We start from the raw sequence: 25,347 nt of genomic DNA on the forward strand, positions 1-25,347 counted from the left end.
GCGATCTTCCCATGCCGGCCAGCAGCGGGCAAGGCCTTCAGTCGTCGTTGCCTTCGGGCACGACCGGGGTGACCGCCACCTTCACCCGGAGCCGGTTGCCCGGGTCGCGCGGCAGCCGCGAGCGGTACTTCACCCCGCGGACCACGTAGTCGACGTCATAGGCGATCGGGCGGCGGAACTCGCGCTCCACCGGCACCATGCGGCAGTCGCCCTCGCCGTCACCGTCGGTATCCGGCGCCGCATCGCGGCGGTTCCCGGGGGTCAACACGTCGCGGACGGCGCCGACCACGCGCGACAAGCCGCGCCGCTCCTCGCTGTCCTCGGGCTGGACCAGGCTCGACTGCTCGCAGCGCTCGACCATGCTGGTGGCGCGCAGTGTCTGGTAGACCGGCTCCGCGCGCAGTACCTGGGCGTACTCGTAGCGCACGTTCTCGTCCTGGATCACCGTGTGCTGCGCCCACGCGGGTTGCGCCGCGAACACCGGGACCAGGAGCGCGGGGGCCAGAAGCAGCGGCAGCCACCGCTTTGCGGGAAAGTAGGCAGGCATGGTGAACGCGGAGTGTAGGCGCTGGGCCTGCCGGAGGGCTGAATCGTGGCTGTCACGGCGCCCCGCCGGTAGAATCCCGGGTCTGCCAAGCGGCCCGCGAAATGACCCTCCGACTCTTCAACAGCCTCAGCCGCACGCTCGAGGCCTTCCAGCCACGCGACCCCGCCCGCACCACGATGTATGTCTGCGGGCCCACGGTCTACAACTACGTGCACATCGGCAACGCCCGCGGGCCGGTGGTGTTCGACGTGCTGGCCGGCGTCCTGCGCCGCCGCTTCGGCGCGCTGGCCTACGCCCGCAACATCACCGACGTCGACGACAAGATCAACGCCGCCGCCGCCGCGCAGGGCGTGCCGATCTCGGCCATCACCGACCGCTTCGCCGCCGCCTACCGCGAAGACATGGCCGCCCTGGGCGTGGCACCGCCGGACATCGAACCCGAAGCCACGGCGCACATCGCCGAGATCATCGCCATGATCGAACGGCTGGTCGAAAGCGGCCACGCCTATGCCGCCGAAAGCCACGTGCTGTTCGCGGTCGCCAGCTTCGACGGCTACGGCAAGCTCTCCCGCCGCGAGCTCGATGACATGCTCGCCGGCGCGCGCGTGGACGTGGCGCCGTACAAGCGCGACCCGGGCGACTTCGTGCTCTGGAAGCCCTCCACCGGCGACCTGCCCGGCTGGGACTCGCCCTGGGGCCGCGGCCGCCCTGGCTGGCACATCGAATGCTCGGCGATGGCCGCCGCCCACCTGGGCGAGACCATCGACATCCACGCCGGCGGCGTCGACCTGCAGTTCCCCCACCACGAGAACGAGATCGCGCAGAGCGAGTGCGCCCACGGTGGCGCGCCCTTCGCGCGCTTCTGGCTGCACAACGGCATGCTCAACTTCGGCGGCGCCAAGATGTCGAAGTCGGTGGGCAACATCGAGAAGGTCCACGACCTGGTGCAGCGCCATCCGCCCGAGGCGCTGCGCCACGCGCTGATGTCGGCGCACTACCGGCAGCCGCTGGAGTGGTCGGACGGCCTGGTCGAGCAGAGCGTGCGCACGCTGGACCGGCTGTACGGGACGCTGCGCGACGTCGATGCGCTGCTGGCGCAGCACGGCGCCGTGGACGGCGGGATCGCCGCCCCGGTGGACGTCGCGATCCCGAATGCCATCGAAGCCGCGCTCGACGATGACCTGAACACCCCGCAGGCGCTGGCGGAGCTGGCGGCGATCGCCGGCAACGCGCGCGTGCTGCGCAGCACGATCGCCAACGGTGACGCCAGCGGCGACGGCCCGCTGCTGGCGCTGGCCACGCTCGGCGCCAGCCTGCGCGCCGGCGGCCGCGCGCTCGGCCTGCTGCAGCAGGCACCGGCAGCCTGGTTCGCCCGCGGCACCTCCGGCGATGACGACGCCCGCATCCAGGCCCTGGTCGACGAGCGGGGTGCGGCCAAGCAGGCGCGCGACTTCGCCCGCGCCGACGCCATCCGCAACCAGCTTGCCGGCGAGGGCATTCTTCTTGAAGACACGCCGCAGGGCGTACGCTGGAAGCGAGGCTGAACCCATGGATGCCAGGACACACTTCCCGATCGAAACCACCGCCGCCGAAGCCCAGGCCACGATCCGCGACGAATTCGCCTTCTTCAGCGACTGGTCCGAGCGCTATCAGTACCTGATCGACCTCGGCCGCAAGCTGCCTGAATTCCCCGCTGAATTCCGCACCGAGGCGCACCGCCTGCACGGTTGCCAGTCGATGGTCTGGATCGTGCCTTCGGGCGATGCCTCGCGACTGGACTTCGCCGCCGCCAGTGACTCGGCCATCGTCTCCGGACTGGTGTATCTCGCGCTGCGCGTCTACTCCGGGCGCAGCGCGCAGGAAATCCTGGCCAACGACCCGTCCTACATCGCCGACATCGGCCTGGCCAAGCACCTGTCGCCGACCCGCAGCAACGGCCTGGCCGCCCTGCTCGCCTTCATCCGCGACGCGGCGCAGCGCGCACAGGCGTAAGCGGAAGCGGGCCGGGTTCCGTCGCCCCCACCCACGGGGCGACGCCGGGCGCGCCGGCCCACTGACACGGTACGCGATTGCCTAGAGACCGACTTCTTGGTGGACTTGCTGGCCGAAGTAGTTGATTTCCATGCCAGGCCTCAGCGCACAGCTGATGCTTGCGGCACTGAACGGGAACTGGGTTGCCGGCAGCACCGGATCCCAACCGATCACGCTGAATCCACCGGCCGGCACGCTGATCGTGGCCGGAGTGGAGACCGAGCCGTAGAACTCGTTCCCATTGACGAACGTGCACGACAGGGTGGCCGCTGCAGTGCCGCGATTGGTCACGCTTGCCGCCACCTTGAATGGGTTGGAGGGGTTTGCGTCGTCCCACACGGCGGAGCAGGTGACGAAGGCGATGCTTGCTCCCTCGTTGGCAATGGCTTTCGGACGTTTGCGAAGTGCGCCTTCGTAAGTGGGCAGCGCACCTGTGCAGGCACTACCGCCGTTGTGTACGTAGGCGCGCTCCACCGTCGCCGCGTCGGCCTGTGCTGGCATCGCGGACGCGCAAACGCCCACCGACAGCATCGCTGCGAAACAACAGGTGCTGGAGAACTTCATGCGTGGCATCCTGATCGACTGCCCCCGGGACAACCCGCGGGAATGGACCGTTGCCCCGCCTGACATAGACGACGCTGCAACCTGTTTCAGGACATTTGCGCGCGGGACACGCTTCTCTCCCAGCCGGGAGAAGGGCCAAAGAAAAACCCCGCCTGCGCGGGGTTTTCCGTGGGACTCGATGACGCAGCAGCCTCAGTCGCCGATCTGCTTCTGCAGGTGCTCCCAGCGCTCCTGCTCGTCGATGGTGCGCTCGGCGGTCAAGCGGGCCTCGAGGCGATCCAGGCCGATTTCTTCGCCGGAGTCGACGCTGAAGCCGTAATCACCCGAATCCACGCGTTTGAGCGTGCTGTCGATCTTGCCGATCAGCTTGCGGTAGCGATCGCGGGTACGCAGCTCCAGGGAATTCTCGGTTTCGCGCGTGGCACGCTCCGCGTCGTCGCCAACGTCGCGCACTTCGTCCTTGAGGTTCTCGATGGTCTGCTTGGACTCGTCCACGAGGTCGGCGCGCCAGTCCGCCAGGCGCTGGCGGAAGTACTCGAGCTGCAGCGCGCTCATGTATTCCTCGTCCGGGCCGGGCTTGTAGCCCGCCGGAAGGATCGGACGGCCGGTGGCCTCGTCGATCTTGTGGGGAATGGTCTTGTAGCGGGTCTTCGGCGCCGGAGTGGTGGCGGGCCTGTTGGTCACGGCGACCGCCACCTTACCCGCCGGACGTGCCGGGATCTTGCGTGCCGGTGGCACCTGGCCGACCTTGGTCGAAGGCTTGGCGGTCGCCTTCCGGGCCGCGGGCGCGGCCTTCTTCGCGACCGGCGCGCTGGCGGCGACCTTCGTCGCAGCCGCCTTCTTCACCGGCGGAGCGGCCTTCTTCGCCACCGCCTTCTTCACGACAGCCTTCTTCACGACGGCCTTTTTCGCCACCGGGGCGGGCTTGCTGGCCGCGGCCTTCTTTTCCACGACCTTCTTCACCGGAACTTTTTTCACAGCCACCTTCTTCACTGGGGTCTTTTCAACCGACGTTTTATTCACTGCCGCCTTCTTTGCCGCAGGCTTCGCGATCTTCTTCACCGCGGCCTTCACCGGCGCCTTCTTCACCGCGGCCTTCGCCGGCGCCTTCTTCGCGGCGCCCTTGGCCGGCGCTGCCGCGAGGGCCTTCTTCGGGGCGGCCTTCTTCGGGGCGGCCTTCGTCGGCGCAGCCTTCTTCGGGGCCGCCTTCTTCGGGGCCGCCTTCTTCGGCGCGACCTTCTTCGGCGCGGCCTTCTTTGAAGCGGCCTGCTTCGAAGCGCCATTCTTCGCTGTGGGCTTGACGGCCTTCGCGGCCTTCTTGACGGTCTTCTTCACTGCCACGTTCGGCGATCCTTCTTGTAGAAGTGGGTTGCCGGTCCGCTCCACGCGGCCGGCCACCGGCCAATGCAGCGGAAGTGGGGCATCCAGCGGTACGTGGCCGCATCGCGGCGACGACTGACGTGTCCGGCCACCGGTAGCGTTTTTGAGGACGCGCTCGTGGCCGGCGCCACACTCCCGGCGCTTGGACGGGAAAGCGGGCTGTTATACCCTGCCCTGACTGCAGCGGCAACCGCGGCGCGCCGCGCACCCCACTTTTATCCGGCGCCCCCTTGATCGACCGCATGCTCATCGCGCTGCTGCGCGGCTATAAACGCTGGCTCAGCCCGCTGCTCGGTCCGCGCTGCCGTTTCCTGCCGACCTGCTCGGAATACGCCATGCAGGCCATTGCGCTGCACGGCGCCCTGCGTGGAAGCTGGCTGGCCGCGAAGCGCGTCGGGCGCTGCCACCCCCTCAACCCCGGCGGCATGGACCCGGTCCCGCCGCGCGACGACGGAAACCCGCCATGACCGACACCCTCATCCTCAATGCGCGCCTGGTCAATGAAGGCCGCGAATTCGATGCCGACCTGCGCATCCGCGACGGCCGCATCGACGCCATCGGCAGCCTGGCGCCGCGCGCCGGCGAAACCATGGTCGATGCCGAGGGGCGCCGGCTGCTGCCGGGCATGATCGACGACCAGGTGCATTTCCGCGAACCGGGCATGGAATACAAGGCCGACATGGCCACCGAGTCCGCGGCGGCCGTGGCCGGCGGCCTGACCAGCTTCATGGACATGCCCAACACCAGCCCCCCGACCCTTGATGCCGCGGCGCTGGAGAACAAATACCAGCGCGCCGCCGGCCGCGCCCACGCCAACCATGGTTTCTACATGGGCGCCAGCAACGACAACCTGGAGGCCGTGCGCGCCATCGACCCGCGGGCCACGCCGGGGCTGAAGGTGTTCATGGGCGCCTCCACCGGCAACATGCTGGTGGACGATCCGGAGACCCTCGACGGCATCTTCCGCGACACCCCGGTGCCGATCATCACCCACTGCGAAGACACCCCGATGATCGACGCCGAGCAGGCGCGCTACCGGGAGAAGTACGGCGACGACATTCCCGCCGCCTGCCATCCCGACATCCGCTCGCGCGAGGCCTGCATCAAGTCCACGCGCCTGGCGCTGGAGCTGGCGCGCCGCCACGACACCCGGCTGCACGTGCTGCACATCTCCACCGCCGACGAGCTGGCGCTGTTCGAGGCCGGCCCGCTGGTCGACGCCGACGGCCGGCTGCGCAAGCGCATCACCGCCGAGACCTGCATCCACTTCCTGCGCTTCGACCGCGCCGACTACGCGCGCCTGGGCCACCAGATCAAATGCAACCCGGCGATCAAGGACGCCAGCGACCGCGAAGCGCTGCTGCGCGCCCTGGCCGACGACGTCATCGACGTGCTCGCCACCGACCATGCCCCGCACACCTGGGAAGAGAAGCAGGCGCCGTATACGCGCGCGCCCAGCGGCCTGCCGCTGGTGCAATACGCCCTGGTGGCGGCGCTTGAATGCGTGCACGAGGGCCATTTCGACGCCGCGCGCGTGGTGCAGAAGTTCGCCCACGCCCCGGCGCAGCTGTTCGACGTCGCCGAGCGCGGCTTCCTGCGCGAGGGCTACCACGCCGACCTGGTGCTGGTGGAGGACGTGCCGTTCACCGTGAAGCGCGAAGACGTGCTGTCCAAGTGCGGCTGGTCGCCCTTCGAGGGCACGACCTTCCGCTCGCGCATCGCCTCGACCTGGGTCAACGGCGAACTGGCCTGGGATGGCGCCCGGCTGGTCGGTGCGCCGAACGGCCGCCGGCTGGAATTCGCGCGATGAAGGTGACCGCAGCGCTGTTCGTCGGCCTGCTGTCCTCCCTGCCCTGGGCGCTGGCCATGGCCCAGGCGGTGCCTGCGGTGGCCGCGGCCGACACGGCGGCGGACCTGCGCGTGGCGTTTCCCGAACGCGTGCAGCAGGGCGCTCTGGTCCTGGGCAAGGTGCCGCCGGGAAGCCGCGTCGAGTACGACGGCCGCACCCTGCGCAGCACCGGCTACGGCACCGTGGTGTTCGGCGTCGGTCGCGACGCCAGCGGCCCGCTGCGGGTGGCGGTGACCCGCCCCGACGGCAGCCGCACGGAGGCCAGCATCCTCGTCGACCCGCGCGACTGGCCGATGGAACGCGTCAACGGGGTGCCGCCAAAGACCGTCGACCCGCCACCGGCGATCGCCGAGCGCATCCGCCGCGAGCAGGCCAAGGTGACCGCCGCACGCACCCGCGACGACGACCGCCCCGACTTTGCCCAGCGCTTCACCCGTCCGGTCGAGGGCCGCATCAGCGGCCGCTTCGGCAGCGGCCGGATCTACAACGGCAAGCCAGGCGCCGGCCATTCCGGCATGGACATCGCCGCCCCCACCGGCACCCCGGTGAAGGCCCCGGCCGCCGGCATCGTCACCTTCGCCGACCCGGGCCTCTACCTGACCGGCGGCACCGTGGTGATCGACCACGGCCACGGCGTGAGCTCCAACTTCCTGCACCTTTCACGCATCGACGTCACCGTGGGCGACCGCGTCGAGCAGGGCCAGGCCTTCGCCGCCGTCGGCGCTACCGGCCGCGCCACGGGACCGCACCTGCACTGGGGGATGAACTGGTTCAACGTGCGGGTGGATCCGTTGCTGGTGCTGGAGAGGCCTTGAAAGCTAGGACAATCTGCTTTTCCGCGGGCTCTCAACCAGGGCGTTGCATCAAGCGGCCCAGAAGCCCCGCACCGGGCGAGTTCGCAAGGTCCTGCGGAGAGACCAGGCGCGGGTTCGGAGCGTGGGCCAGGCTGGCGCCAGCGCCTGCGCTGCGCATCAGGCCGTGGTTGTCCGGCTGCAGCTGCGAGAGGACCCGCCGGCTTGCCTGGTCCAGGGCCTCGTCGGAAATATCTTCGCCCTCTTCGAACAGGGCTTCGGCGCTGCGGAATCCCGGGCCGGTACCGCGGGCAACCGCTTCCGCGGTGCCTGTGCCCAGCAGCGGGCCCATCTCGTCGATCAGCCTTTTCCAGTCGATTTCGGGGAACGGCGCCCTGCCGCGTTCGCCCTCGATGATCCGCGGCGCCAGCCGGCCGCGCGGCTCCACCGCGCACTCGGCCCAGCTGCGATAGACGACTTCGCTGCAGAGCATCGCCGGGGATTCGGACGGGACGGCGTGGTCCAGCGCCAGGCGCACGAGTTGGCGTGCCCAGGGGTGGACGGGCCACTTCCCGCGCAGCGCCATGATCGCGCCGAACAGCGCCAGCTGATCGACCGGGTACGGGGCACCCAGCAGGGCCTGCGCGTGTTCGCGAACCAGGCGGCGCTCGCCGGAATCGAAAGGACGGCCCTGGTCATCATGGGCGCGGAAGGCGTCGATCCAATGGTAGTGGTCGACCTCGCCCAGGCGCTTCGCAAGCGGATAGCGCCGCACCCCGGACAGCGAGGCCTCGATCAATTCGCCCTGGTCCACGACCATCGCCGCATGGCTGTACGTGCCGTCGCTGGCCCAGGCGATCAGGTCCGACAACGGCCCATCACCCATCATCAACAGGATGTCGCCTTCCTGCAGGCTGTCAATCGCGATCGTGTCCATGCTGTCTCCGGTTGTCTTGCTGGTCATGATGTGGCCGTGGCCGGCTGGCCGTCCCCTGCACTCGAGACGCGGTTGCGCCCGCCCTGCTTGCTGACGTACAGCGCGGCGTCGGCGCGCTCGACCAGCGCCTCGGCGGATTCGCCGGCCACGTATTCCGCCACGCCGATGCTCAGGCTGCCGTCCAGCCGCAGCATGTCGATCAGCAGCGGGCGGCCGTTGACTGATGCAAGCATGCGCCCGGCCACGTCCAGTGCCTCGCCGAGGCCGGCGCCTGGCAACACCGCCAGGAACTCATCGCCGCCATAGCGGCCAATGACATCCCCCAGGCGCAGCTGGTTGCGCACGCGCTTGGAGACGATGCGCAGGCCCTGGTCGCCGATGCCGTGCCCGTGCACGTCGTTGATCGTCTTGAAATTGTCGATGTCGAGGAAGGCGATGCTCACCGGCTCGTCCTTTTCCATCGCCCCCTGGATCGCCCGGCGCAGCTCGACCTCGATGCCGGTGCGGTTGAGCAGGCCAGTAAGTTCGTCCGCGCGTGCCAGCGCACTGGCCTGGTCGCGGTCACGGCGGAGCTCGAGCAACTTGTCCGCCAGACCGATGGTCAGCAGCAGCCCGGCGAGGGCAAAGGCGCCGGCCAGGCCTTGGGGCAGCCACGTCGGACCCGCCCACAGCCCCATCATCTCGCTCGCCATCAATGTGGTGAACAGCATCAGCGGCAGCCAGGACGCCATCACCACGCGCCCGGGACGATCGCCGCGCAGCGCCAGCACCGTGCTCCCCGACAGCAGCACGGTTGCGGACAGGATCAGTCCAACGTTGCCGAGGCGCCCCAGCCACACTGCGTCGCCAAAGATGCTGCCGATACCTGCTACCGCCGCCATGGCGGTGGTCGCCCACAGCATCCGGTCCAGGCGTGGCAGCTTGCCGCGAAGGTCGAGATATGCGCGCTGGAAGAGGTTGCTGCAGACGATGCCGAGCCCTCCGGCGACGCGGTTGACACGATTCGTACTTCCGAAAAGCGCATCGGCACCCGGCAGCAAGCGGAAATCGCCGCTCAGCGAGACCATGTACAGCACCGCGAAACAAAGCATCGCACCGAACCAGGCAAAGCTTGGATCACCGGTTCCGAAGCGGAACGCGAAGGCCAGCAGGGCAAGGACCAGCAGCACCGACAGTACGGACGCCCGCCAGCTGGCATGGAACAGGTCGTCGCGATGCACGACATCGAGCGGTTCGATCGAAACCGGCATCTGCAGCGAGGATGCGGTGGAGATCCGCAGCCACACCGCCTGCCCCGCCGGGATGCCCTGCGGCAGGTCCACGACGAGGGCGCGGGGCGAGTGGCTGGGGTCCGCGTGCCTGCCGTACAGCGCATGGCGCGCGGGCTGGTCGCCGCCGGGCGCCCACGCCTGCACCTGGTTGAGGTAGGGCGCGCGCAGCATCAGCTTCGGCTGGCCGTCGGTGCCCAGCGGTTCGCGAGTCGTGAGCCGCCACCAGCTCACCTCGCCCCTGGACGCCCTGATAACGGGTGCCACCGGCGGGCCGAGGCGGTCATTCAGGGCGCCGGACAGAACCTCGCTGGAGTCATGTTCGCCGGGCAGCGGTTGCAGCACGATCACGGGATTGGCCGCGGCGCCCGTCCACGCGCACAGCAATGCGATGCACAGCCAGACGCTGCACGACCAGGACTGGCGTTTGACTCCCCGGATCCTCCCCATGGCGCAATCCTACCCCGGGCCGCGGCTGCAGAAGAGCTCTTCAGCCGTGGCAAAAAAGCCTTCGCCTATCCCACCACACCCGTCACCCGCGCAACGGCGTCATGGGCATGCAGGCTCTCGAAATGCGACACGGTCACGTCGAAGCGGGCGACGCGCGGACTGGTCGAAACGACAGCGGCGACGCGGCGGGCCGCGTCCTCGCAGAACATGAGGTTTTCCGCATTGGCGCGGGCGAAAGCCTGTTCGTCCTCGCGCTTCACCGCCGTCTGCACCGGGGTGCCGAGCGCGGCCTCGATGGCGTCGACCAGTTCCAGCAGCGGCAGCGCGTCGACGTCGTCGCGCAGGGTCACACGCACATCGGCGCGGCTGCGCTGGGCGTGCGGCGTGGCGGCCATGCCGCGGCCGGAGCCGAGCCATGCGTGCACGTCGACCTTGGACGGTGCCTGGTCATCGGCGAAATCGGTTTCGAAGACGTCGGCATTGGCGCGGCGCGACAGCGCAGCCGAGGCCGGGCAGGTGCTGGAATATTCGACGCCAAAGGCGAGCACGATCTCCGCGCCCGAAGGCGACAGGCTGGCGTCGACCTCCACCGGATAGGACTTCCAGCCGGCGTTGTCACTGGCCAGCGCGCGGCGCTTCAGCAGCTGCTCCCAGCGCAGGCCCAGGCGCGCGGTGGTGGCAACGCCCGCCTGCGAATCGATGCAGTCGCGCAGCAGTGCGCGCAGCGAGGATGCGGTCAGCGGCTCCACCGGAAGCCGGTCCTGCAGCAACAGGTACAGGCGCGACATGTGGATGCCGCGGGTTTCGGCGCTGGCCAGGTCCACGCCGATGTCGGCCCAGGCCGGCACCTGCTGCGGTTGCCCGCCCTCGCCGGCCACGCACAGCGGCAGCGCGACGCGGCGCATGCCGACCCAGTCGAGCGGACGGGCCGCGGCGGCACGATCGTAGGCGACGTCGGGCAACGCCGGGGACGGGCTGGAAGAAGTCACGCGGAACCCTGCAAATGAGAACGGTCCGCAATTCTAACCGCGCACCGGTGCCGGACCGGCGAAACGCTGCATGTCGCAGGCGTTGATCCTGGCCGCGATTCAGCCGGCCCTGCGCGCGCCGCGCCAGGCCGCGAGCAGCACGCGCAGCGGCGGCAGCGCCGCGCCGGGACGCGCAAGCCGCGCCTCCACCAGGGCTGCCTGCACGCCACGCGCCCTGCATCCCGGACGCGGCGCGGGGGACGATGGATCAGCCGTGGCTATCGGATCCATTGGCGCGCCGCGCATCAGGCTTCGTTCGGCCAACAGGCTGCGCAATACAACAGCGGCGGCCTCGACGTCGGAGGCGCGACCATCGAACAGCACCGCTTCGCAGTCTGCGACGGCGGCGGCGAACGCATGGCCGGCGTTCCCGGCATCGCTGCCCTGCGCCGGGTCCGCTCCAACGGCCGCGGCGCCGGGACCCACGATGTCATCGACGCCATCGCCTCCACGCAGCGCGCGCAGGTCCGGCAGCGCCCGGCCCAGCTGCAGCCAGGGCGCGGAACGTGGCTGCAGCAGCGCGCCCAGCGGATGGCGTCGCGCACCCTTCGCCCAGCCGCCCAGCTCCTCCTGCCACCAGGCGAGCTTGGCCAGTCCCGGCGTCGGATCGCCGCCGCCCCAGGCCGCGTCGATGAGCTCCTGCAGCAGGGTGAACCAGGCTTCGGCCAGCGGCTGCCGGTCCTTCGCCACGAAGGCCATCGCCACCGACCACTCCGGCCAGCGCGCGCGCCACTTGTCGACGAAGCTCGCCGCCTCGTCGCGGATGTCGACGTCGATGCTCACGGCCAGATGTCCGGATCAAGCAGGTCCGCTGGTGTTTCCGCCATCGCATCGGCCTGCCAGGCGAGCGGATCGTCGTGCTGCAGGCGGTAGCCCCAGAGCGCGACCAGCGAACGCATGCCAGCGGCGCGCGCGGCGAGGATGTCGCGCTCGTCATCGCCGACGTAGACGCAGTCGGCCACTGCGAAACCCATCGCTTCGGCGGCGTGCAGCAGCGGCAGCGGATGCGGCTTGCGCTCGGCAAGGGTGTCTCCACCGATCAGCACGCCGCTGCGCGTTTCCCAGCCCAATGCCGGCATCAGGCCGCGCGCGAGGTACTCGGGCTTGTTGGTGACGATGCCCCAGCGCGCGCCGTCGGCCTCCAGCGCGGCCAGCATCGCTTCGATGCCGTCGAAGGCCGCGCCGTGGCGGCCGAGTTCTTCGCCGTAGACGGCCAGGAACTCCTTGATCATGTCGGGCGGCACTTCGCCGGCGAGCTCCGGAAAGGCCGCCGCGCTCATCGCGCGTGCACCCTTGGAGACGTGCGGCCGCAGGTCGGCCAGCGGCATCGACGGCGCACCGCGCGCCGTGCGCATGCGGTTCACCGTCGCGGCCATGTCCGGCGCGCTGTCGAGCAACGTGCCGTCGAGATCGAACAGCACGCAGCGCGGGAAGCGGGTGCGGGCGGCGATGCCGCTCATGCCGCGTCCGGCTTGCGCGCCGCGGCCAGGTAGTTGACGTCGGTCCGCGACGACAGCCGCGCGCGGTTGGCCCAGGGTTCGTAGGCGATGCCGCGGACGTCCTCGAGCTCCAGCCCCGCTGCGCGCAGCCAGGCACCGAGTTCGGAAGGCCGGATGAAGTCGCGGTACTGGTGGGTGCCGCGCGGCAGCAGGCGGGCCACGTACTCGGCACCGACGATCGCCAGCGCGAACGCCGCCGGGGTGCGGTTGAGGGTTGAGACGAACAGCCGGCCGCCCGGCTTCAGCAGCCGCGCACAGGCTTCGATGATCGCGCCCGGGTCCGGGACGTGTTCAAGCATCTCCATGCAGGTCACTGCATCGAAGCTGTCGGCGGCCTCGGCGGCCAGCGCCTCCACCGCCTGCACCCGGTAATCGACCGATACGCCCGACTCCAGCGCATGCAGCCGCGCGACCTTGATCAGGTCCGGCGCGAGGTCCAGCGCGGTGACTTCGGCGCCGTCGCGCGCCATGGCCTCGCTCAGCAGGCCCGCGCCGCAGCCGACGTCGAGCACCCTGGCACCGGCCAGCGGGCTGCGCGCGGCCACATAGCCCAGGCGCACCGGGTTGAGCGCGTGCAGCGGCTTCTGCGGGCCTTCGGGATCCCACCAGCGGTTGGCGAGCTCGGCGAATTTGTCGAGTTCGGACTGGCGGAAGTTCTGCGTGCCCTGGGGCGAGGCGGTCATGGCGACGTGCTCTGGATGATCGGGGTGGTTCGCGCCGGCGCGGCTCAGCCGGCGCCGGTGCGGATGCCGGCCATGCGCGTACGCCACTGGCGGGCGTTGGCGACCACGGCGGCGGTGTCGATGTCGACCAGCTCGCGCTCGCGCAGCTTGGTGACGCCACCGATCCAGACGTCGGAGACCTGGTGGCGCCCGGCGGCATAGACCAGCTGCGACACCACATGGTGCAGCGGCTGGGTCTCGAGGTCGCTGAAGTCGAAGCAGGCCATGTCGGCCTGCTTGCCCGGCTCCAGCGAACCGACCAGATGGTCGAAGCCCATCGCCTTCGCGCCGCCAAAGGTCGCTGCACGCAGCGCGGTGAAGGCATCGAACGCCGCGGCGTCCTGCGCCACCGCCTTCGCAAGCTGGGCCGCCGTGCGCGTTTCGCCAACCATGTCGAGGTCGTTGTTGCTGGCGCAGCCGTCGGTGCCGATGGCGAGGTTGACCCCGGCCCGCTCCAGCGCGCAGGCCGGGCAGAAGCCGGACGCGAGCTTGAGGTTGGACTCCGGGCAATGCACCACGCTCACGCCGCGCTCGGCGCAGAGGTGGATCTCGGCCTCGGTCAGCTGGGTCATGTGCACCGCGATCAGGCGGTCGTTGACCAGGCCCAGGCGATCCAGGCGCGCGAGCGGGCGCTGGCCGTAATCCTTGATCGACTGCTCGACCTCCTGCGCGGTCTCGTGCAGGTGCAGGTGCACCGGGATGTCGAGCTGGTCGGCGAGCATGCGCACGCGCTCGAAGTTGGCGTCGTTGACCGTGTATGGCGCGTGCGGCACGAAGGACATGGCGATCAGCGGGTCGCCGCGCCACTGATCGTGGACCACGCCGGCCTTGTCGAAGTATTCGTCGTCACCCGAGGCCCAGGCGGTCGGGAAGTCGATCACCGGCAGGCCCACGCGGGCGCGGAAGCCGTGGCGCTTGTACACCGCGGCCTGCACGTCGGGGAAGAAGTAGTTCTCGTTGCAGCAGGTGGTGCCGCCGCGCAGCATCTCGGCGATCGCAAGCGTGACGCCGTCGGCGACGAAGTCCGGCGCCATCACCGCGGCCTCGATCGGCCAGATGTGCTGCTGCAGCCAGGTCTTGAGCGGCAGGTCGTCGGCGATGCCGCGCATCAGCGTCATCGGGTTGTGGGTGTGGGCGTTGACGAAGCCCGGCACCAGCACCCCGTCGGGACGCGACACCACCTCGGCCGGCGCGAAGCGCGCGCGCGCTTCGGCCCGTGGCAACACGGCGACGATGGTGCCTCCGTGCACGGCCACCGCATGGTCCTCGAGGACCACGCCGTGCGGTTCGACCGGGACGACGTATCCGGCCTCGACCAGCAGGTCGCAGGCTTCAGGGGCAGTGGAATTCACGGGATATCTCTCCATTCGCGAAGGCCGGGAGGGCCGGACCAGAACGCGTCGTCCTCACCAAGGAGCCGGTACTGCCGGCCGTCATATCGCAGCATGCCGCGTTCGGTGCGCAGCGCGGTCGCGTCGGATCCGCTCGACGCCCGGCTGATCCGCGCGGACAGGCGGATGTCCCGGTAGCCGGCATGCAGCTGTTCGCCCATCGCCAGCATGATGTCGGCCTGGTCGGTGACCAGCGGCGCCATCGAGGGGGCACAGGGCTCGCCCTCCACCCGCATCCATGCATCGAGGTGTTGACGCAGCACCGGCCGCAGCCGGCCGCCATCCACCACGAACAGCCGCAGTTCGCGGTCGTAGCGGTAGTCGGGGCAGCCGCGCCCCGCGGCCGCGTTCCCGACGATGACGCCGAAGGCACGGACGCCAGGGGCCAGGTCGTAGCGGGCGGTATCCAGGGTCAGGGCGTGGTCGAGAAGCTTGAAGCCGGCATCTTCCGATTCCTTCCAGGCGTGGCCGGCCAGGAAGCGGAGGTCCTGCGCATCCAGCACCGCCACCCGGATCTGCAGCTCCCTGTTTCCGGAAAAACTCTCGTCGGTCGAATAGGCCGCCGCCACCAGCAGGCGGCCCGGATCGTACGGCCAGGCCTTGCAGGCCTCCGCCACGATGTTCATCAGGTACTCCGACGCGAAGGGTTCGCCGAAGGCATCGGACGTCCGCATCGACTCGACGACGCCGTCCGGGCAAGCGCCGGGCGCGGCCAGCGCAGGGACCCAGGCGGCCGCAAGCGCGGCGGCCAGGACCCAGGCGGTGCTGCTCCGGATACGCCGTGTCGGACCAGGCCCGGCCGTCACGGTTTTACTTGACCCGGCCGACGTATTCGCCAGAGCGCGTGTCGACCTTGACCAGCTCGTCCTGGTTGACGAACAGCGGCACGCGAACCACGGCGCCGGTCTCAAGCGTCGCCGGCTTGCCGCCGCCGCCAGAGGTGTCGCCGCGCACGCCAGGGTCGGTCTCGGTGATCTTCAGCTCGACGAAGTTCGGCGGCGTGACCTGGATCGGGCTGCCGTTCCAGAGCGTGACCACGCAATCTTCCTCGCCCTTGAGCCACTTCTCCGCGCCGGCCATGCCGGCCTTGTCGGCCTGGACCTGCTCGAAGCTCTCCGGGTCCATGAAGTGCCAGTACTCGCCGTCGGCGTACAGGTAGCGCATGTCGGTATCAACCACGTCGGCCGCTTCCATCGAGTCGGTCGCCTTCATGGTCACTTCCTGCACCCGGCCCGACTTGATCAGGCGGTATTTCACGCGGGTGAACGCCTGGCCCTTGCCCGGCTTGACGTACTCGGTGTCGGTGATGATCGCGGGTTCCCCGTGGACGAGGATCTTCATTCCGTTCTTGACGTCGTTCATGCCATGGCTGGCCATGCGTGCTCCTGCGAAGTGTTCGGCGGGGTCGGCCGCGCGAGCGGCTAGACTATGTGGGAAATGATACCCGCAGCCCCCCTTTCCATGCAGCCACCCGGCTGGCAGCAGGCGTGGCGCGCCTCGGTGCGCGACCCGCGCGAGCTGCTGGGCCTGCTCGGGCTGGATGCGGAGGCGGCGGCGGTACCGGAGGCGGCGATGGCCGCCTTCGCCCTGCGGGTGCCGCGCGGCTTCGTCGCCCGCATGCGCCATGGAGACCCCGACGACCCCCTGCTGCGCCAGGTGCTGCCGCGCGTGGACGAGCTGCGCAGCGTGCCCGGCTTCGGCCTGGACGCGGTCGGCGACGCCGCCGCGAAGACCGCCCGCGGCGTCATCCACAAGTACAACGGTCGCGCCCTGCTGGTCGCCACCGGCAGCTGCGCCATCAACTGCCGTTACTGTTTCCGCCGCCACTTTCCCTATGCCGAAGAAACCGCGGCCGCCGGCGGCTGGGCCGACGCCGTGGCGGCGATCGCGGCCGATCCCGGCATCACCGAAGTGATCCTGTCCGGCGGCGATCCGCTGTCGCTGGCGACCCGCAAACTGGCCGACCTCACCGACCTGCTGCGCGCGGTGCCCCACGTCCGCCGCCTGCGCATCCACAGCCGGCTGCCGGTGGTGTTGCCCGAGCGCGTGGACGACGAACTGCTGGCCTGGCTGCGCGGATTGCCCTGGCCGGTGGCGGTGGTGGTCCACGCCAACCACGGCAATGAATTCGACGCCACGGTGGATGCCGCCATGGCCGCGCTGCGCGGCACCGGGGCCAGCCTCCTCAACCAGGCGGTGCTGCTGGCCGGGGTCAACGACTCGGTCGACGCCCTGGCCGGGCTCTGCGAGCGCGGCTTCGAGGCCGGCGTGCTGCCCTACTACCTGCATCAGTTGGACCGCGTCGCCGGCACCGCCCACTTCGAGGTCGACGACGCCCGCGCCCTCGACCTGCACGCGGCCCTGATGGCCCGCCTGCCGGGCTATCTTGTCCCGCGCCTGGTACGCGAGGTCGCCGGCGATGCGTCCAAGCGCGCGCTGTGACCGCGGTCGCCATCAACCGCGACCTGCGCCCTGTTGCCATGCCCCCGCCGTGGACGCCGCGAGCCGGCGCATGGCATAACGCGGCTTCCACGGAGAACCCCATGTCGAAAAGCCAGGACACCGCGCTGCGACTGATGATCGTCGACGACAGTCCCGAGTCGGCCGAAGCCATCGTCAGCACCCTGCGCAACGCGGGCATCGCCGTGCGCCCGCTGCGCCCGTCGTCGGCGGACGAGTTCGCCAGCCTGGTCGGCGCGCAGGCGCTGGACCTGGTCGTCGCCCAGCAGGACTCGCGCATGCTGTCGCTCGCCGCGGTCGTGCAGCAGGTGGCGGCCACCGGCAAGGACGTGCCGGTGGTGGCGCTGGCCGATGCGATCGACAGGGACAGCTACATCCAGGCCAAGAGCGATGGTGCACGCGCGCTGGCGCTGCGCGAACCGTCCGCGCTGCTGCTGGCCGTGCTCCGCGACGCCTGGGCCGATCTGGAGGCGCGGCGCGCACAGCGCCGGCTGGAGGCACGCCTGCGCGAGACCGAGCGCCGCTGCGACGCGCTGATCGACTCTTCGCGCGATCCCATCGCCTATGTCCACGAGGGCATGCACATCCGCGCCAACCAGGCCTATCTGGAGATGTTCGGCTACGCGGATTTCGAGGACATCGAAGGCATGTCGCTGCTGGACATGGTCGCCCCGCAGGACGTGGAGGCATTCCGCCAGCTGCTGAAAGGCCTGGGCCAGGGCGAGGCGCCGCCGCCGCGCCACGAGCTGCAGGCACGGGACATCGACGGCAATGCGTTCCCGGCGGCGATGGAATTCGCCCAGGCGCAGTACGAGGGCGAACCCTGCGTGCAGGTGGTGATCCGCCGCCAGGAGCTCGATCCGGAGCTGGCGCAGGAGATCGAAGAGCTGCGCCAGCGCGACCAGGCCACCGGCCTGTACAACCGTGCCACGTTCCTGCTCGCGCTCGAAAACGCGGTGGACGCCGCTGCCCAGGGCCGCGCGCAGCACGGACTGCTGCTGGTCGAACCGGACCACTACCAACACCTGCTGGCCGACATCGGCCTGGACTCGGCCGACGACCTGCTGGCCGCGGCAGCCACCCGCCTCGGCGGCGTGGCCGAGGGCCTGGACGCGGTGGCCGCCCGCTTCGGCGAACACACCCTGGCTCTGCTGGTGCCCAACAGCGACCACGCCGGCACCGAGGCCGCGGCGCGCAAGGTGCTGGAGGCGTTCTCCGCCGACCTGTTCGAGATCGGTTCGCGCTCGAGCGTGATCACCGCCAGCATCGGCGCGGTCCAGATCGGCGAGAAGATCGCCAGCGTCAGCCAGGTCCTCGCCAAGGCCACCGAGGCCATGGCCTCGGCCAGCGCCACGGGCGGCAACCGCTTCGAGCTCTTCGACCCGAGCGCGGTGGATCGCGCCGAGGAGGAGCACATCCAGGCCTGGGTTTCGCGCCTGCGCGACGCGCTCGACCACGAGGGCTTCGTCCTGCACTACCAGCCGGTGATCAGCCTGCAGGGCGATACCGGCGCCGTGTACGAGGCCTTCCTGCGCCTGCAGGGTGCCGACGGCGAGCTGATCAAGCCGCTGAGCTTCCTGCAGATCGCCGAGGAGCACGGCCTGCTCTGGGAGATCGACCGCTACGTGGTCGGCCGCGCGATCGCGGTGATCGGCGAGCGCATCCGCGCCAACAAGCCCACCACCCTGCTGGTCAAGGTCAGCCAGGCCTCGCTGGCCGACGACAGCCTGCCGCGCTACATCGGCGAGCAGCTGCTGGCGCACGGCGTACCCGGCGAATACCTGGTGATCGAACTCGCCGAGGCCAAGGTGTTCACCCACCTCAAGGCCGCGCAGGAATTCGCGGCCGCGGCCGCGCGGCTGGACTGCCGCATCGCGCTGGAGAACTTCGGCGCCGGCCTGGACTCGTTCCAGCTGCTCGCGCACCTGAAGCCGAACATGCTCAAGATCGATCCCGGCTTCATCGAAGAGCTGCCGGCAAATGCCGACAACCAGGGCCGGGTACGCGAGATTGCCGCCAAGGCGCGTGAACTCGGCATCCAGACCATGGCCGACTTCGTCGGCGACGCGGCGACGATGTCGGTGCTGTTCGGCACCGGCGTGGACTACGTCTCCGGCAACTTCCTGGCCCCGTCGGGGCCGGACATGGGCTACGACTTCGAGTAAGGCCCGGGTGGCACCGCACGCGCGGTGCCACCGATGCCATCAGGCCAGCAGGCCCTGGCGCAGAGCGGCCTCGCCGTCCACGCTGCCGGCCTCGAGCGCGCGGATGCGCTCTTCCAGCGGCGGGTGGCTGAGCATCAGCCGGCGCAGGCCGTGGCCCATCGCACCGCTGATGCCGAAGGCCGCGACCTGCTTGGGCAGGGTGTTCTGGCCCTGGTTGAGCGACAGGCGCTTCAGCGCGGCGATCATCTTTTCCCGCCCCGCCAGCGCGGCGCCACCGGCATCGGCGCGGAACTCGCGATGGCGCGAGAACCACATCGCGATCATGCTCGCGAACAGGCCGAAGACCATGTCGAGCGCGAATACGATGGCGAAGTACGCCAGCCCGCCACCGCCGTTGTCACGGCCACCGCTCAGGTAGCCGTCGATCACCCGGCCGACCAGGCGCGCAAGCACGATCACGAAGGTGTTGAGCACGCCCTGCAGCAGCGCCATGGTGACCATGTCACCGTTGGCGACGTGGCTGACCTCGTGCGCCAGCACCGCCTCTGCCTCGTCCTGGTCCATCGAGCGCAGCAGGCCGGTGGACACCGCCACCAGGGCGTTGTTGCGGTTGGCACCGGTGGCGAAGGCATTGATCTCCGGCGCATCGTAGATCGCGACCTCGGGCATGCCGATCCCGGCCGCCTGGGCCTGGCGGGCGACGGTGTCGACCAGCCAGCGCTCGACGTCGCTGTTCGGCTGGGTGATGACATGCAGGCCGGCCGCGCGCTTGGCCACCCACTTGGACGACAGCAGTGAGATCAGCGAGCCGCCGAAGCCGAACAGGGCCGCCATCACCAGCAGGCCGCCCATCGACTGCGGGTTGATACCGAACACCGACATGATGATGCTGAGCAGGGCCAGCACCGCCATGTTGGTGGCGAGGAAAAGGACGACGCGCTTGAGCATGGGAACGGTTCCTGCAAGGTTCGTGGTGCAATGCCATGAAGTGTGACCGGCCATCATTGAATTCAAGATGACGGCGCAGAGCCCGCCATGACGACCAGACCAGCCCCTCCGGACAGTTTCCAGCCGCCGCCCGCCACCCCGTCCCCGGTGCGCGGCCGATTCGCGCCCTCGCCCACCGGGCCCCTGCATTTCGGCTCGCTGCTGGTCGCCTTCGGCAGCTGGCTGGCCGCGCGCAGCACCGGCGGCGAATGGTGGATCCGGATCGAGGACGTCGACCAGGGCCGCGAGGTGCCGGGCGCCGCCCGGGCGCAGTTGCGCACCCTGGCGGCCTTCGGCCTCGACCATGACGGACCGGTGGTCCGCCAGTCCGAACGCAGCGGGCTGTACGCCGCCGCGCTCGACCGCCTGCTGGACGGGGACCGGGCCTTCCAGTGCCACTGCAGCCGCAGCGACGTCGCCCTGTCGGGCGGCATCCATCGCGCCTGCCGCGCCGGTGCGCGCCGCCCGGACCCCGCCATGCGCCTGCGCGTGCCTGACGGCAGCCACGCGGCCTTCGACGACGCTGTCCACGGCCACGTGGCACAGGATGTGGCGCGCGAAGCCGGCGACTTCGTGCTGCGCCGCGCCGACGGCTGGTGGGCCTACCAGCTCGCCGTGGTCGTGGACGATGCCGCGCAGGGCATCACCGACGTGGTGCGCGGGGCCGACCTGCTCGACTCGACGCCGCGCCAGCTGTTCCTGCAGCGTGCGCTTGGCCTGCCGCGGCCACGCTACCTGCACCTGCCGCTTGTCCTCGACGGGGACGGCCGCAAGTTGTCGAAGTCGCGGGCATCGCTTCCGGTGGACGACGCCGACCCGCTGCCCGCGCTGCGCACCGCATGGAATGTACTCGGCCAGGATCCGCGCAGGCTGCCCGCTTCCGCCACGCTTGCGGCGACGCTCCAGGCCGCAGTGCACGGCTTCGATCCGACCCGCATCCCGCCCGGGCCCGTTCCTGCCACCGCACTGCACAATGCCACTGCAATGCCGCGCGCATAGAATCGAACGCAGCGGGCGCACGCCGCGCCTGGCATCGGGAGCGATGACATGACGTCACGGGTTGCGTTGGTTACCGGGGGAACCGGCGGCATCGGCACTGCCATCTGCAAGCGCCTGGCAAAGGCCGGCCACAGGGTCGCGACCAATTACCGCAACGAGGAGAAGGCGCGCGCTTGGGAAAAGGCGATGCGCGACGAGGGCTTTGAATTCACCCTCGTCCAAGGCGACGTGTCTTCGGCCGAGGATGCCGAAGCCATGGTGCGCAAGGCGGAGGAGGCATTGGGGCCGATCGAGATCCTGGTCAACAACGCCGGCATCACCCGCGACTCCACCTTCCACAAGATGGCGCCCGAGCAGTGGACAGACGTCATCACCACCAACCTCAACGCCTGCTACAACGTCACCCGCCCGGTGATCGAAGGCATGCGCGAACGCAAGTGGGGCCGCATCGTGCAGATCAGCTCGATCAACGGCCAGAAGGGCCAGTACGGCCAAGCCAACTACGCTGCGGCCAAGGCCGGCATGCACGGCTTCACCATCTCGCTGGCGCAGGAAAACGCGAAGCTCGGCATCACCGTCAATACCGTCTCGCCCGGCTACATCGGTACCGACATGGTGATGGCGGTGCCTGAGGCGGTGCGCGAGAAGATCGTCGCCCAGATCCCGACGGGCCGCTTGGGCATGCCGGACGAAATCGCCTACGCGGTGGCCTTTTTCCTGCCCGATGAAGCTGCCTGGATCACCGGCGCCAACCTCGCCGCGAACGGTGGCCAATACATGGGCTGGTAGCCTGCGCGAAGCCTCGCGCAGGCCGGTTGCAAGCGCTGTTGCACTGCGTCATGCTGCGGTGAGTCAGGAAAATCGAGCACCGCAGCATGGCCATGCGCGTCATCAAGAAGTATCCCAATCGCCGCCTGTACGACACCGAGATCTCGAGCTACATCACCATCGAGGACGTGCGCCAGCTGATCGTCGACGGCGAGGATTTCGAGGTCCGCGACGCCAAGAGCGGCGACGACCTCACCCGCCAGGTGCTGTTGCAGATCATTTCCGAGCAGGAGCAGGACGGCCAGCCGATCCTGTCGACCGAACTCCTGAGCCAGATCATCCGCTTCTATGGCGATTCACTGCAGGGCTTCATGGGCTCCTACCTGGAGCGCTCGATGCAGACCTTCCTCGAGCAGCAGCAGCAGTTCCGCCAGCAGATGGGCGGCATGCTCGGCCAGACCCCCTGGTCGATGATGAGCGGCATCACCGAACGCAACATGGCCATGTGGCAGGAGTTCCAGCGCACCATGGCTGCCGGCGCCAAGCCTGCTGAAAAGCCGCGCGAACCGGCCACCGGCACCAAGCGCAAATAATCCTCCGCCCCGGATGGAGCAGCTATAGCTGCTCCTGCAACGGCACGCTTCGGGCGATCGCGGCTATAGCCGCTCCTAAAAAAGCCCCTGTGGGTCAGCCGCGAGGCGCCGTTGCCGCGTCGGCGCAGAAGCGCTGGCGGTACTCCATGGCCTTGGGCATCAGTGATTGCAGGTTCTCGATCCGCGTGCCCGGGTTGGGATGCGTCGACTGGAATTCAGGCGGTGCCTGGCCGCCGCTTGCCGCGCTCATGCGCTCCCACAGCGGCACCGATTCCTGCGGGTCGTAGCAGGCCGCGGCCGCCAGCATCAGGCCCACGTAGTCGGCCTCGGTCTCGTGCTTGCGCGCATAGGGCAGCAGGTAGCCGTAGCCCATCGCGGCCATCACCATCTGCTGCTGCTGCGGATCCATGCCGCTCATCGCGCCGGCCATCTGCCCGACCTGCGACAGCTTCTGCTGCGCCATGCGCTGAGCGCCGTGGCGCAGCAGCGCGTGGGCGATCTCGTGGCCCATCACCACCGCCATCGCGTCCTCGTTCTGCGCCACCGGCACCAGGCCGGTGTAGACCGCCATCTTGCCGCCCGGCAGGCAGAAGGCGTTGGCCTGCTCGGACTGGATGACCTGGACATCCCATTCAAAAGTCGACGAAAAGCCGGTCGGCTGCTGGCCGTTCTCCGCCGCCAGCGCGGCCTCGATCTCGGGCACCTTGGCGATCAGCCGGCGCGCGATCTCCTGCACCTCGCGGGCGATCGGGGTGTCGGGATCGACCGGCCGCTCCTGCGACAGGATCTCCTCGAAGGCCTGCAGGCCCAGCGCCTTCTCGTCCTCGACCGACAGCGAGCGATCGATCAGGACCTTCTCGCCGGTCACCGGGTCAAGGGTCTGGTTGGAGAAATAGTAGTAGGCGCCGTAGCCGATGAACGCGACGAGGACCAGGATCCTGGGGTTGAAGCCCCGCTTCCGCGGTCGCGCCGCCTGCTGCTGTTGCCGACGCCCCAAAGGATTCTGTCGCATGTGTCGCCCCTGCCTTGTTTTCAGATGTCGCGCGCAACCCGGAAGCCGACGCGCGCGTTGGTGTTGTCGACCGGCGATGGCGCGCGCCAGGAGCTGCGCGTCTGCGGCGGCGAGCTGGCCCAGGCACCGCCCCGCACCACCTGCATGCGGCAGCCCGGGTTGACCCAGGCGGAGCCGGAAACCGGTGCGCGACGGTAGCTGTCGTGCCAGCAGTCGGCGACCCATTCGCTGACATTGCCCTCAAGATCGTGCACGCCGAATGCATTCGGCGTGAAAGTGCCCACCGGCGCCGGCCCCCAGTGGTCGTCGCCATAGTCCTTGAAGGCGTTGCTCCAGCCGCGGCCGCCGGGTGACCTGTCCTTGCTGCCGGTCAAGTTGCCGGCGCGCGCAGGCGGGGCATCGTCACCCCAGGGGTAACGGCCTTCGCCACCGGCACGCAGCGCGTACTCGAACTCGGCCTCGCTGGGCAGCCGGTAGCGCTGGCCACTGACCTCGGCCAGCCAGTCGGCGTAGGCCTGGGCGTCGCGCCCGCCGACGTGGACCACCGGCAGGTCGGCCGCGGCCGGTGAACCCGCGAAGTCCGAGCGCCAGTCGACGCCGCTGCGGCGCACGAAGTTGCCGCTGCGTTCGTCATATGCCATCGAGAAGCCGCGGCGCTCGGCGCGCGTGCGGTAGCCGGTGGCGTCGACGAAGCGGCGGAACTCGCCGACGCTGACTTCGTTGAGCGAGAGCGCGAAGCCACGATCGAAGCGGAGGTAGCGCCGCGGCCGCTCGTTGTCGTCGGCGTCGCCGTCGTCGTCCGCCGCGCCCATGCTGAAGCCACCGTGCGGCACCACCACCATCTGCGGCCCGCGGCCGCCCGCGGCGGCGTCGGTGAAGCGCTGCCCGGGACGATGGTTGCCGTAATGGACGGCCAGGTCGATGCGCTCGCGAAGTTCGGCGACCGCGGCGTTGCCGGGCTCGGCCAGCACCAGCATGCGCGCCAGCAGCGCGCGCGCGCGCTCGATGCCATCGGCCTGCGGCAGCGCCGCGATGCCCTCGTCGCGCAGGCGCAGGATCCAGGCCCGGCGCTCGATGCCGATGCGGGCGCGGGCATCGGCCACCGTGGTGGCGTCTTCGCGCACCGCGCCGGCGTGGCCAAGCCAGGTCCCGGCGCCCTCGAAGTCGCCCTTGGACGCGGCTTCCTCGGCGCGCCGGATCAGGGCGCTTTCCACCGCTGCCCGGACCTGCAGCGCGCGCGGCTGGGCTTCATCAAGCGCCAACGCCTTGCGCACCAGGGCCAGGGCACCGCCGCCCGACTCACCCAGGCGTCCGGCGCGGAGCTCGTCACCGGCGGCGCGATTGATCTCGGCCAGCTGTTCGGCGCGATCCACCCCGGCGAGGTACGCGCGCACCTTCCCATCGGCCGGACGCAGGCTGCGTGCCACCGCCGCGACCTCCCGCGCACGGCGCAGCGCGGCATCGTCGTCGCCCGCGTTGTCCAGGGCAGCGACACCCTGCGCGAGCAAGCCCTCAAGCGCGCGCTCAAGGCCTGCAGCGGCTTCCGCGCTGTCGGGGTCGCGTGCAAGCACCGCCTGGTACAGGGGAATCGCGGACTCCGGCCCCGTATCAAGGTTGTCGGCCTCCAGCGCCTGGTCGGCGCGCTCCAGGGCGTCGGGCAGCGCCGTCTCGTCGTCGCCCAGGTCCACCCGTGGCGCGTGCCAGGTCAGGCTTTCGGCCAGGCGGTCATCGCCGCTGATGGTGACGCTGCCATCGCCGCGGCTGGCGATGGCGGCCTCCGGTGCATCGGGAGCCTGGGCCTCGTCGCGCGCGCAGCCGGCGGTCAGCAGCATCGCAAGCGCGGCGGCGATACCGGCCCGGCGCGACCAGGCGGCGTGCGTGGAAAGCGTCTGTTGGGTAGTCACGG

At 69.8% G+C, this 25,347-nt stretch carries 25 protein-coding genes; 10 read left to right on the forward strand and 15 right to left on the reverse strand.

Annotated features, from left to right (window positions below; genetic code table 11):
• Nucleotides 1-37 precede the first annotated feature (37 nt).
• Nucleotides 38-547 carry a hypothetical protein gene (locus ACW7GZ_RS06000; protein ID WP_457003249.1) on the reverse strand — a complete coding sequence of 170 codons (510 nt, stop codon included), beginning with the start codon at nt 545-547 and terminating at the stop codon, nt 38-40.
• Between the two features lie 101 nt (nt 548-648).
• On the opposite strand from ACW7GZ_RS06000, the gene cysS reads away from it, so the two are divergent.
• Both cysS and ACW7GZ_RS06010 read left to right on the forward strand, forming a co-directional pair.
• Nucleotides 649-2,091 carry a cysteine--tRNA ligase gene (gene cysS, locus ACW7GZ_RS06005; protein ID WP_457008378.1) on the forward strand — a complete coding sequence of 481 codons (1,443 nt, stop codon included), beginning with the start codon at nt 649-651 and terminating at the stop codon, nt 2,089-2,091.
• A 4-nt stretch (nt 2,092-2,095) separates the two neighbouring features.
• On the forward strand, nt 2,096-2,539 hold the full coding sequence (locus tag ACW7GZ_RS06010) for a SufE family protein (RefSeq protein ID WP_457003246.1): 444 nt from the start codon (nt 2,096-2,098) through the stop codon (nt 2,537-2,539).
• Nucleotides 2,540-2,620: 81 nt separating this feature from the next.
• Here ACW7GZ_RS06010 and ACW7GZ_RS06015 read toward each other — a convergent pair whose 3' ends face one another.
• Both ACW7GZ_RS06015 and dksA read right to left on the reverse strand, forming a co-directional pair.
• Nucleotides 2,621-3,142, reverse strand: coding sequence for a hypothetical protein (locus tag ACW7GZ_RS06015; RefSeq protein WP_457003244.1), 522 nt, complete (start codon nt 3,140-3,142; stop codon nt 2,621-2,623).
• Between the two features lie 192 nt (nt 3,143-3,334).
• Nucleotides 3,335-4,483, reverse strand: coding sequence for an RNA polymerase-binding protein DksA (gene dksA / locus ACW7GZ_RS06020; RefSeq protein WP_457008380.1), 1,149 nt, complete (start codon nt 4,481-4,483; stop codon nt 3,335-3,337).
• A gap of 281 nt (nt 4,484-4,764) precedes the next feature.
• Here dksA and yidD point away from each other — a divergent pair, with 281 nt between their 5' ends.
• Genes yidD through ACW7GZ_RS06035 form a run of 3 tightly spaced genes read left to right on the forward strand, consistent with a single transcriptional unit; the run spans nt 4,765 to nt 7,186 of the window.
• The gene (yidD, locus tag ACW7GZ_RS06025; protein ID WP_457008382.1) at nt 4,765-4,989 is read left to right on the forward strand and encodes a membrane protein insertion efficiency factor YidD; all 225 of its coding nucleotides are present in this window, start codon (nt 4,765-4,767) and stop codon (nt 4,987-4,989) included.
• The gene (locus ACW7GZ_RS06030) at nt 4,986-6,332 is read left to right on the forward strand and encodes a dihydroorotase (RefSeq protein WP_457003239.1); all 1,347 of its coding nucleotides are present in this window, start codon (nt 4,986-4,988) and stop codon (nt 6,330-6,332) included. Before yidD ends, ACW7GZ_RS06030 begins: the two co-directional genes overlap by 4 nt.
• Before the next feature lie 56 nt (nt 6,333-6,388).
• Entirely contained in the window at nt 6,389-7,186 is a 798-nt protein-coding gene (locus ACW7GZ_RS06035; protein WP_457003970.1) for a M23 family metallopeptidase, read from the forward strand.
• 31 nt (nt 7,187-7,217) lie between these two features.
• Here ACW7GZ_RS06035 and ACW7GZ_RS06040 read toward each other — a convergent pair whose 3' ends face one another.
• The 9 genes from ACW7GZ_RS06040 to efp all read right to left on the reverse strand — a co-directional run bounded on the left by ACW7GZ_RS06040 (nt 7,218) and on the right by efp (nt 15,834).
• On the reverse strand, nt 7,218-8,126 hold the full coding sequence (locus tag ACW7GZ_RS06040) for a hypothetical protein (RefSeq protein ID WP_457003237.1): 909 nt from the start codon (nt 8,124-8,126) through the stop codon (nt 7,218-7,220).
• Nucleotides 8,123-9,817 carry a diguanylate cyclase gene (locus tag ACW7GZ_RS06045; RefSeq protein WP_457008384.1) on the reverse strand — a complete coding sequence of 565 codons (1,695 nt, stop codon included), beginning with the start codon at nt 9,815-9,817 and terminating at the stop codon, nt 8,123-8,125. Before ACW7GZ_RS06045 ends, ACW7GZ_RS06040 begins: the two co-directional genes overlap by 4 nt.
• Nucleotides 9,818-9,882: 65 nt before the next feature.
• Nucleotides 9,883-10,806 carry a GTP cyclohydrolase FolE2 gene (gene folE2 / locus ACW7GZ_RS06050; protein WP_457008386.1) on the reverse strand — a complete coding sequence of 308 codons (924 nt, stop codon included), beginning with the start codon at nt 10,804-10,806 and terminating at the stop codon, nt 9,883-9,885.
• 99 nt (nt 10,807-10,905) lie between these two features.
• Nucleotides 10,906-11,628 (reverse strand): phytoene/squalene synthase family protein, encoded by a 723-nt coding sequence (locus tag ACW7GZ_RS06055; RefSeq protein ID WP_457008388.1) that lies wholly within the window; start codon nt 11,626-11,628, stop codon nt 10,906-10,908.
• Nucleotides 11,625-12,305, reverse strand: a complete 681-nt coding sequence (gph, locus tag ACW7GZ_RS06060; RefSeq protein WP_457003230.1) for a phosphoglycolate phosphatase — start codon at nt 12,303-12,305, stop codon at nt 11,625-11,627. Before gph ends, ACW7GZ_RS06055 begins: the two co-directional genes overlap by 4 nt.
• The gene (gene ubiG, locus ACW7GZ_RS06065) at nt 12,302-13,027 is read right to left on the reverse strand and encodes a bifunctional 2-polyprenyl-6-hydroxyphenol methylase/3-demethylubiquinol 3-O-methyltransferase UbiG (RefSeq protein ID WP_457008390.1); all 726 of its coding nucleotides are present in this window, start codon (nt 13,025-13,027) and stop codon (nt 12,302-12,304) included. Before ubiG ends, gph begins: the two co-directional genes overlap by 4 nt.
• Nucleotides 13,028-13,071: 44 nt before the next feature.
• On the reverse strand, nt 13,072-14,418 hold the full coding sequence (locus tag ACW7GZ_RS06070; RefSeq protein ID WP_457008392.1) for a TRZ/ATZ family hydrolase: 1,347 nt from the start codon (nt 14,416-14,418) through the stop codon (nt 13,072-13,074).
• Nucleotides 14,415-15,131: a PA3715 family protein gene (locus ACW7GZ_RS06075; RefSeq protein WP_457008394.1), complete on the reverse strand. Its 717-nt coding sequence runs from the start codon at nt 15,129-15,131 to the stop codon at nt 14,415-14,417. The genes ACW7GZ_RS06070 and ACW7GZ_RS06075 overlap by 4 nt, the downstream gene beginning before the upstream one ends.
• A 136-nt stretch (nt 15,132-15,267) precedes the next feature.
• Nucleotides 15,268-15,834, reverse strand: a complete 567-nt coding sequence (gene efp, locus ACW7GZ_RS06080; RefSeq protein WP_457003222.1) for an elongation factor P — start codon at nt 15,832-15,834, stop codon at nt 15,268-15,270.
• 60 nt (nt 15,835-15,894) lie between these two features.
• Here efp and epmB point away from each other — a divergent pair, with 60 nt between their 5' ends.
• Both epmB and ACW7GZ_RS06090 read left to right on the forward strand, forming a co-directional pair.
• The gene (epmB, locus tag ACW7GZ_RS06085) at nt 15,895-16,899 is read left to right on the forward strand and encodes an EF-P beta-lysylation protein EpmB (protein ID WP_457008396.1); all 1,005 of its coding nucleotides are present in this window, start codon (nt 15,895-15,897) and stop codon (nt 16,897-16,899) included.
• A gap of 101 nt (nt 16,900-17,000) precedes the next feature.
• Nucleotides 17,001-19,082, forward strand: coding sequence for an EAL domain-containing protein (locus ACW7GZ_RS06090; protein WP_457003218.1), 2,082 nt, complete (start codon nt 17,001-17,003; stop codon nt 19,080-19,082).
• 39 nt (nt 19,083-19,121) lie between these two features.
• On the opposite strand, the gene htpX is transcribed toward ACW7GZ_RS06090, so the two are convergent.
• Complete coding sequence (htpX, locus tag ACW7GZ_RS06095; protein WP_457003217.1) at nt 19,122-20,030, reverse strand: protease HtpX; 909 nt, start codon at nt 20,028-20,030, stop codon at nt 19,122-19,124.
• An 87-nt stretch (nt 20,031-20,117) separates the two neighbouring features.
• On the opposite strand from htpX, the gene gluQRS reads away from it, so the two are divergent.
• From gluQRS to phaR, 3 genes are all read left to right on the forward strand, one after another.
• Nucleotides 20,118-21,068, forward strand: coding sequence for a tRNA glutamyl-Q(34) synthetase GluQRS (gluQRS, locus tag ACW7GZ_RS06100; protein WP_457008398.1), 951 nt, complete (start codon nt 20,118-20,120; stop codon nt 21,066-21,068).
• Between the two features lie 48 nt (nt 21,069-21,116).
• Nucleotides 21,117-21,857, forward strand: coding sequence for an acetoacetyl-CoA reductase (gene phbB, locus ACW7GZ_RS06105; RefSeq protein ID WP_457003213.1), 741 nt, complete (start codon nt 21,117-21,119; stop codon nt 21,855-21,857).
• Nucleotides 21,858-21,943: 86 nt separating this feature from the next.
• Nucleotides 21,944-22,429 (forward strand): polyhydroxyalkanoate synthesis repressor PhaR, encoded by a 486-nt coding sequence (gene phaR, locus ACW7GZ_RS06110; protein ID WP_457008400.1) that lies wholly within the window; start codon nt 21,944-21,946, stop codon nt 22,427-22,429.
• 94 nt (nt 22,430-22,523) lie between these two features.
• Here phaR and ACW7GZ_RS06115 read toward each other — a convergent pair whose 3' ends face one another.
• Together ACW7GZ_RS06115 and ACW7GZ_RS06120 are read right to left on the reverse strand one after the other, a co-directional pair.
• Nucleotides 22,524-23,441 carry a M48 family metallopeptidase gene (locus ACW7GZ_RS06115; protein WP_457003210.1) on the reverse strand — a complete coding sequence of 306 codons (918 nt, stop codon included), beginning with the start codon at nt 23,439-23,441 and terminating at the stop codon, nt 22,524-22,526.
• Nucleotides 23,442-23,461: 20 nt separating this feature from the next.
• Nucleotides 23,462-25,273 (reverse strand): SUMF1/EgtB/PvdO family nonheme iron enzyme, encoded by a 1,812-nt coding sequence (locus ACW7GZ_RS06120; RefSeq protein WP_457003968.1) that lies wholly within the window; start codon nt 25,271-25,273, stop codon nt 23,462-23,464.
• Nucleotides 25,274-25,347: the final 74 nt, after the last annotated feature.

The organism is Luteimonas sp. A537 (genome assembly GCF_054052065.1).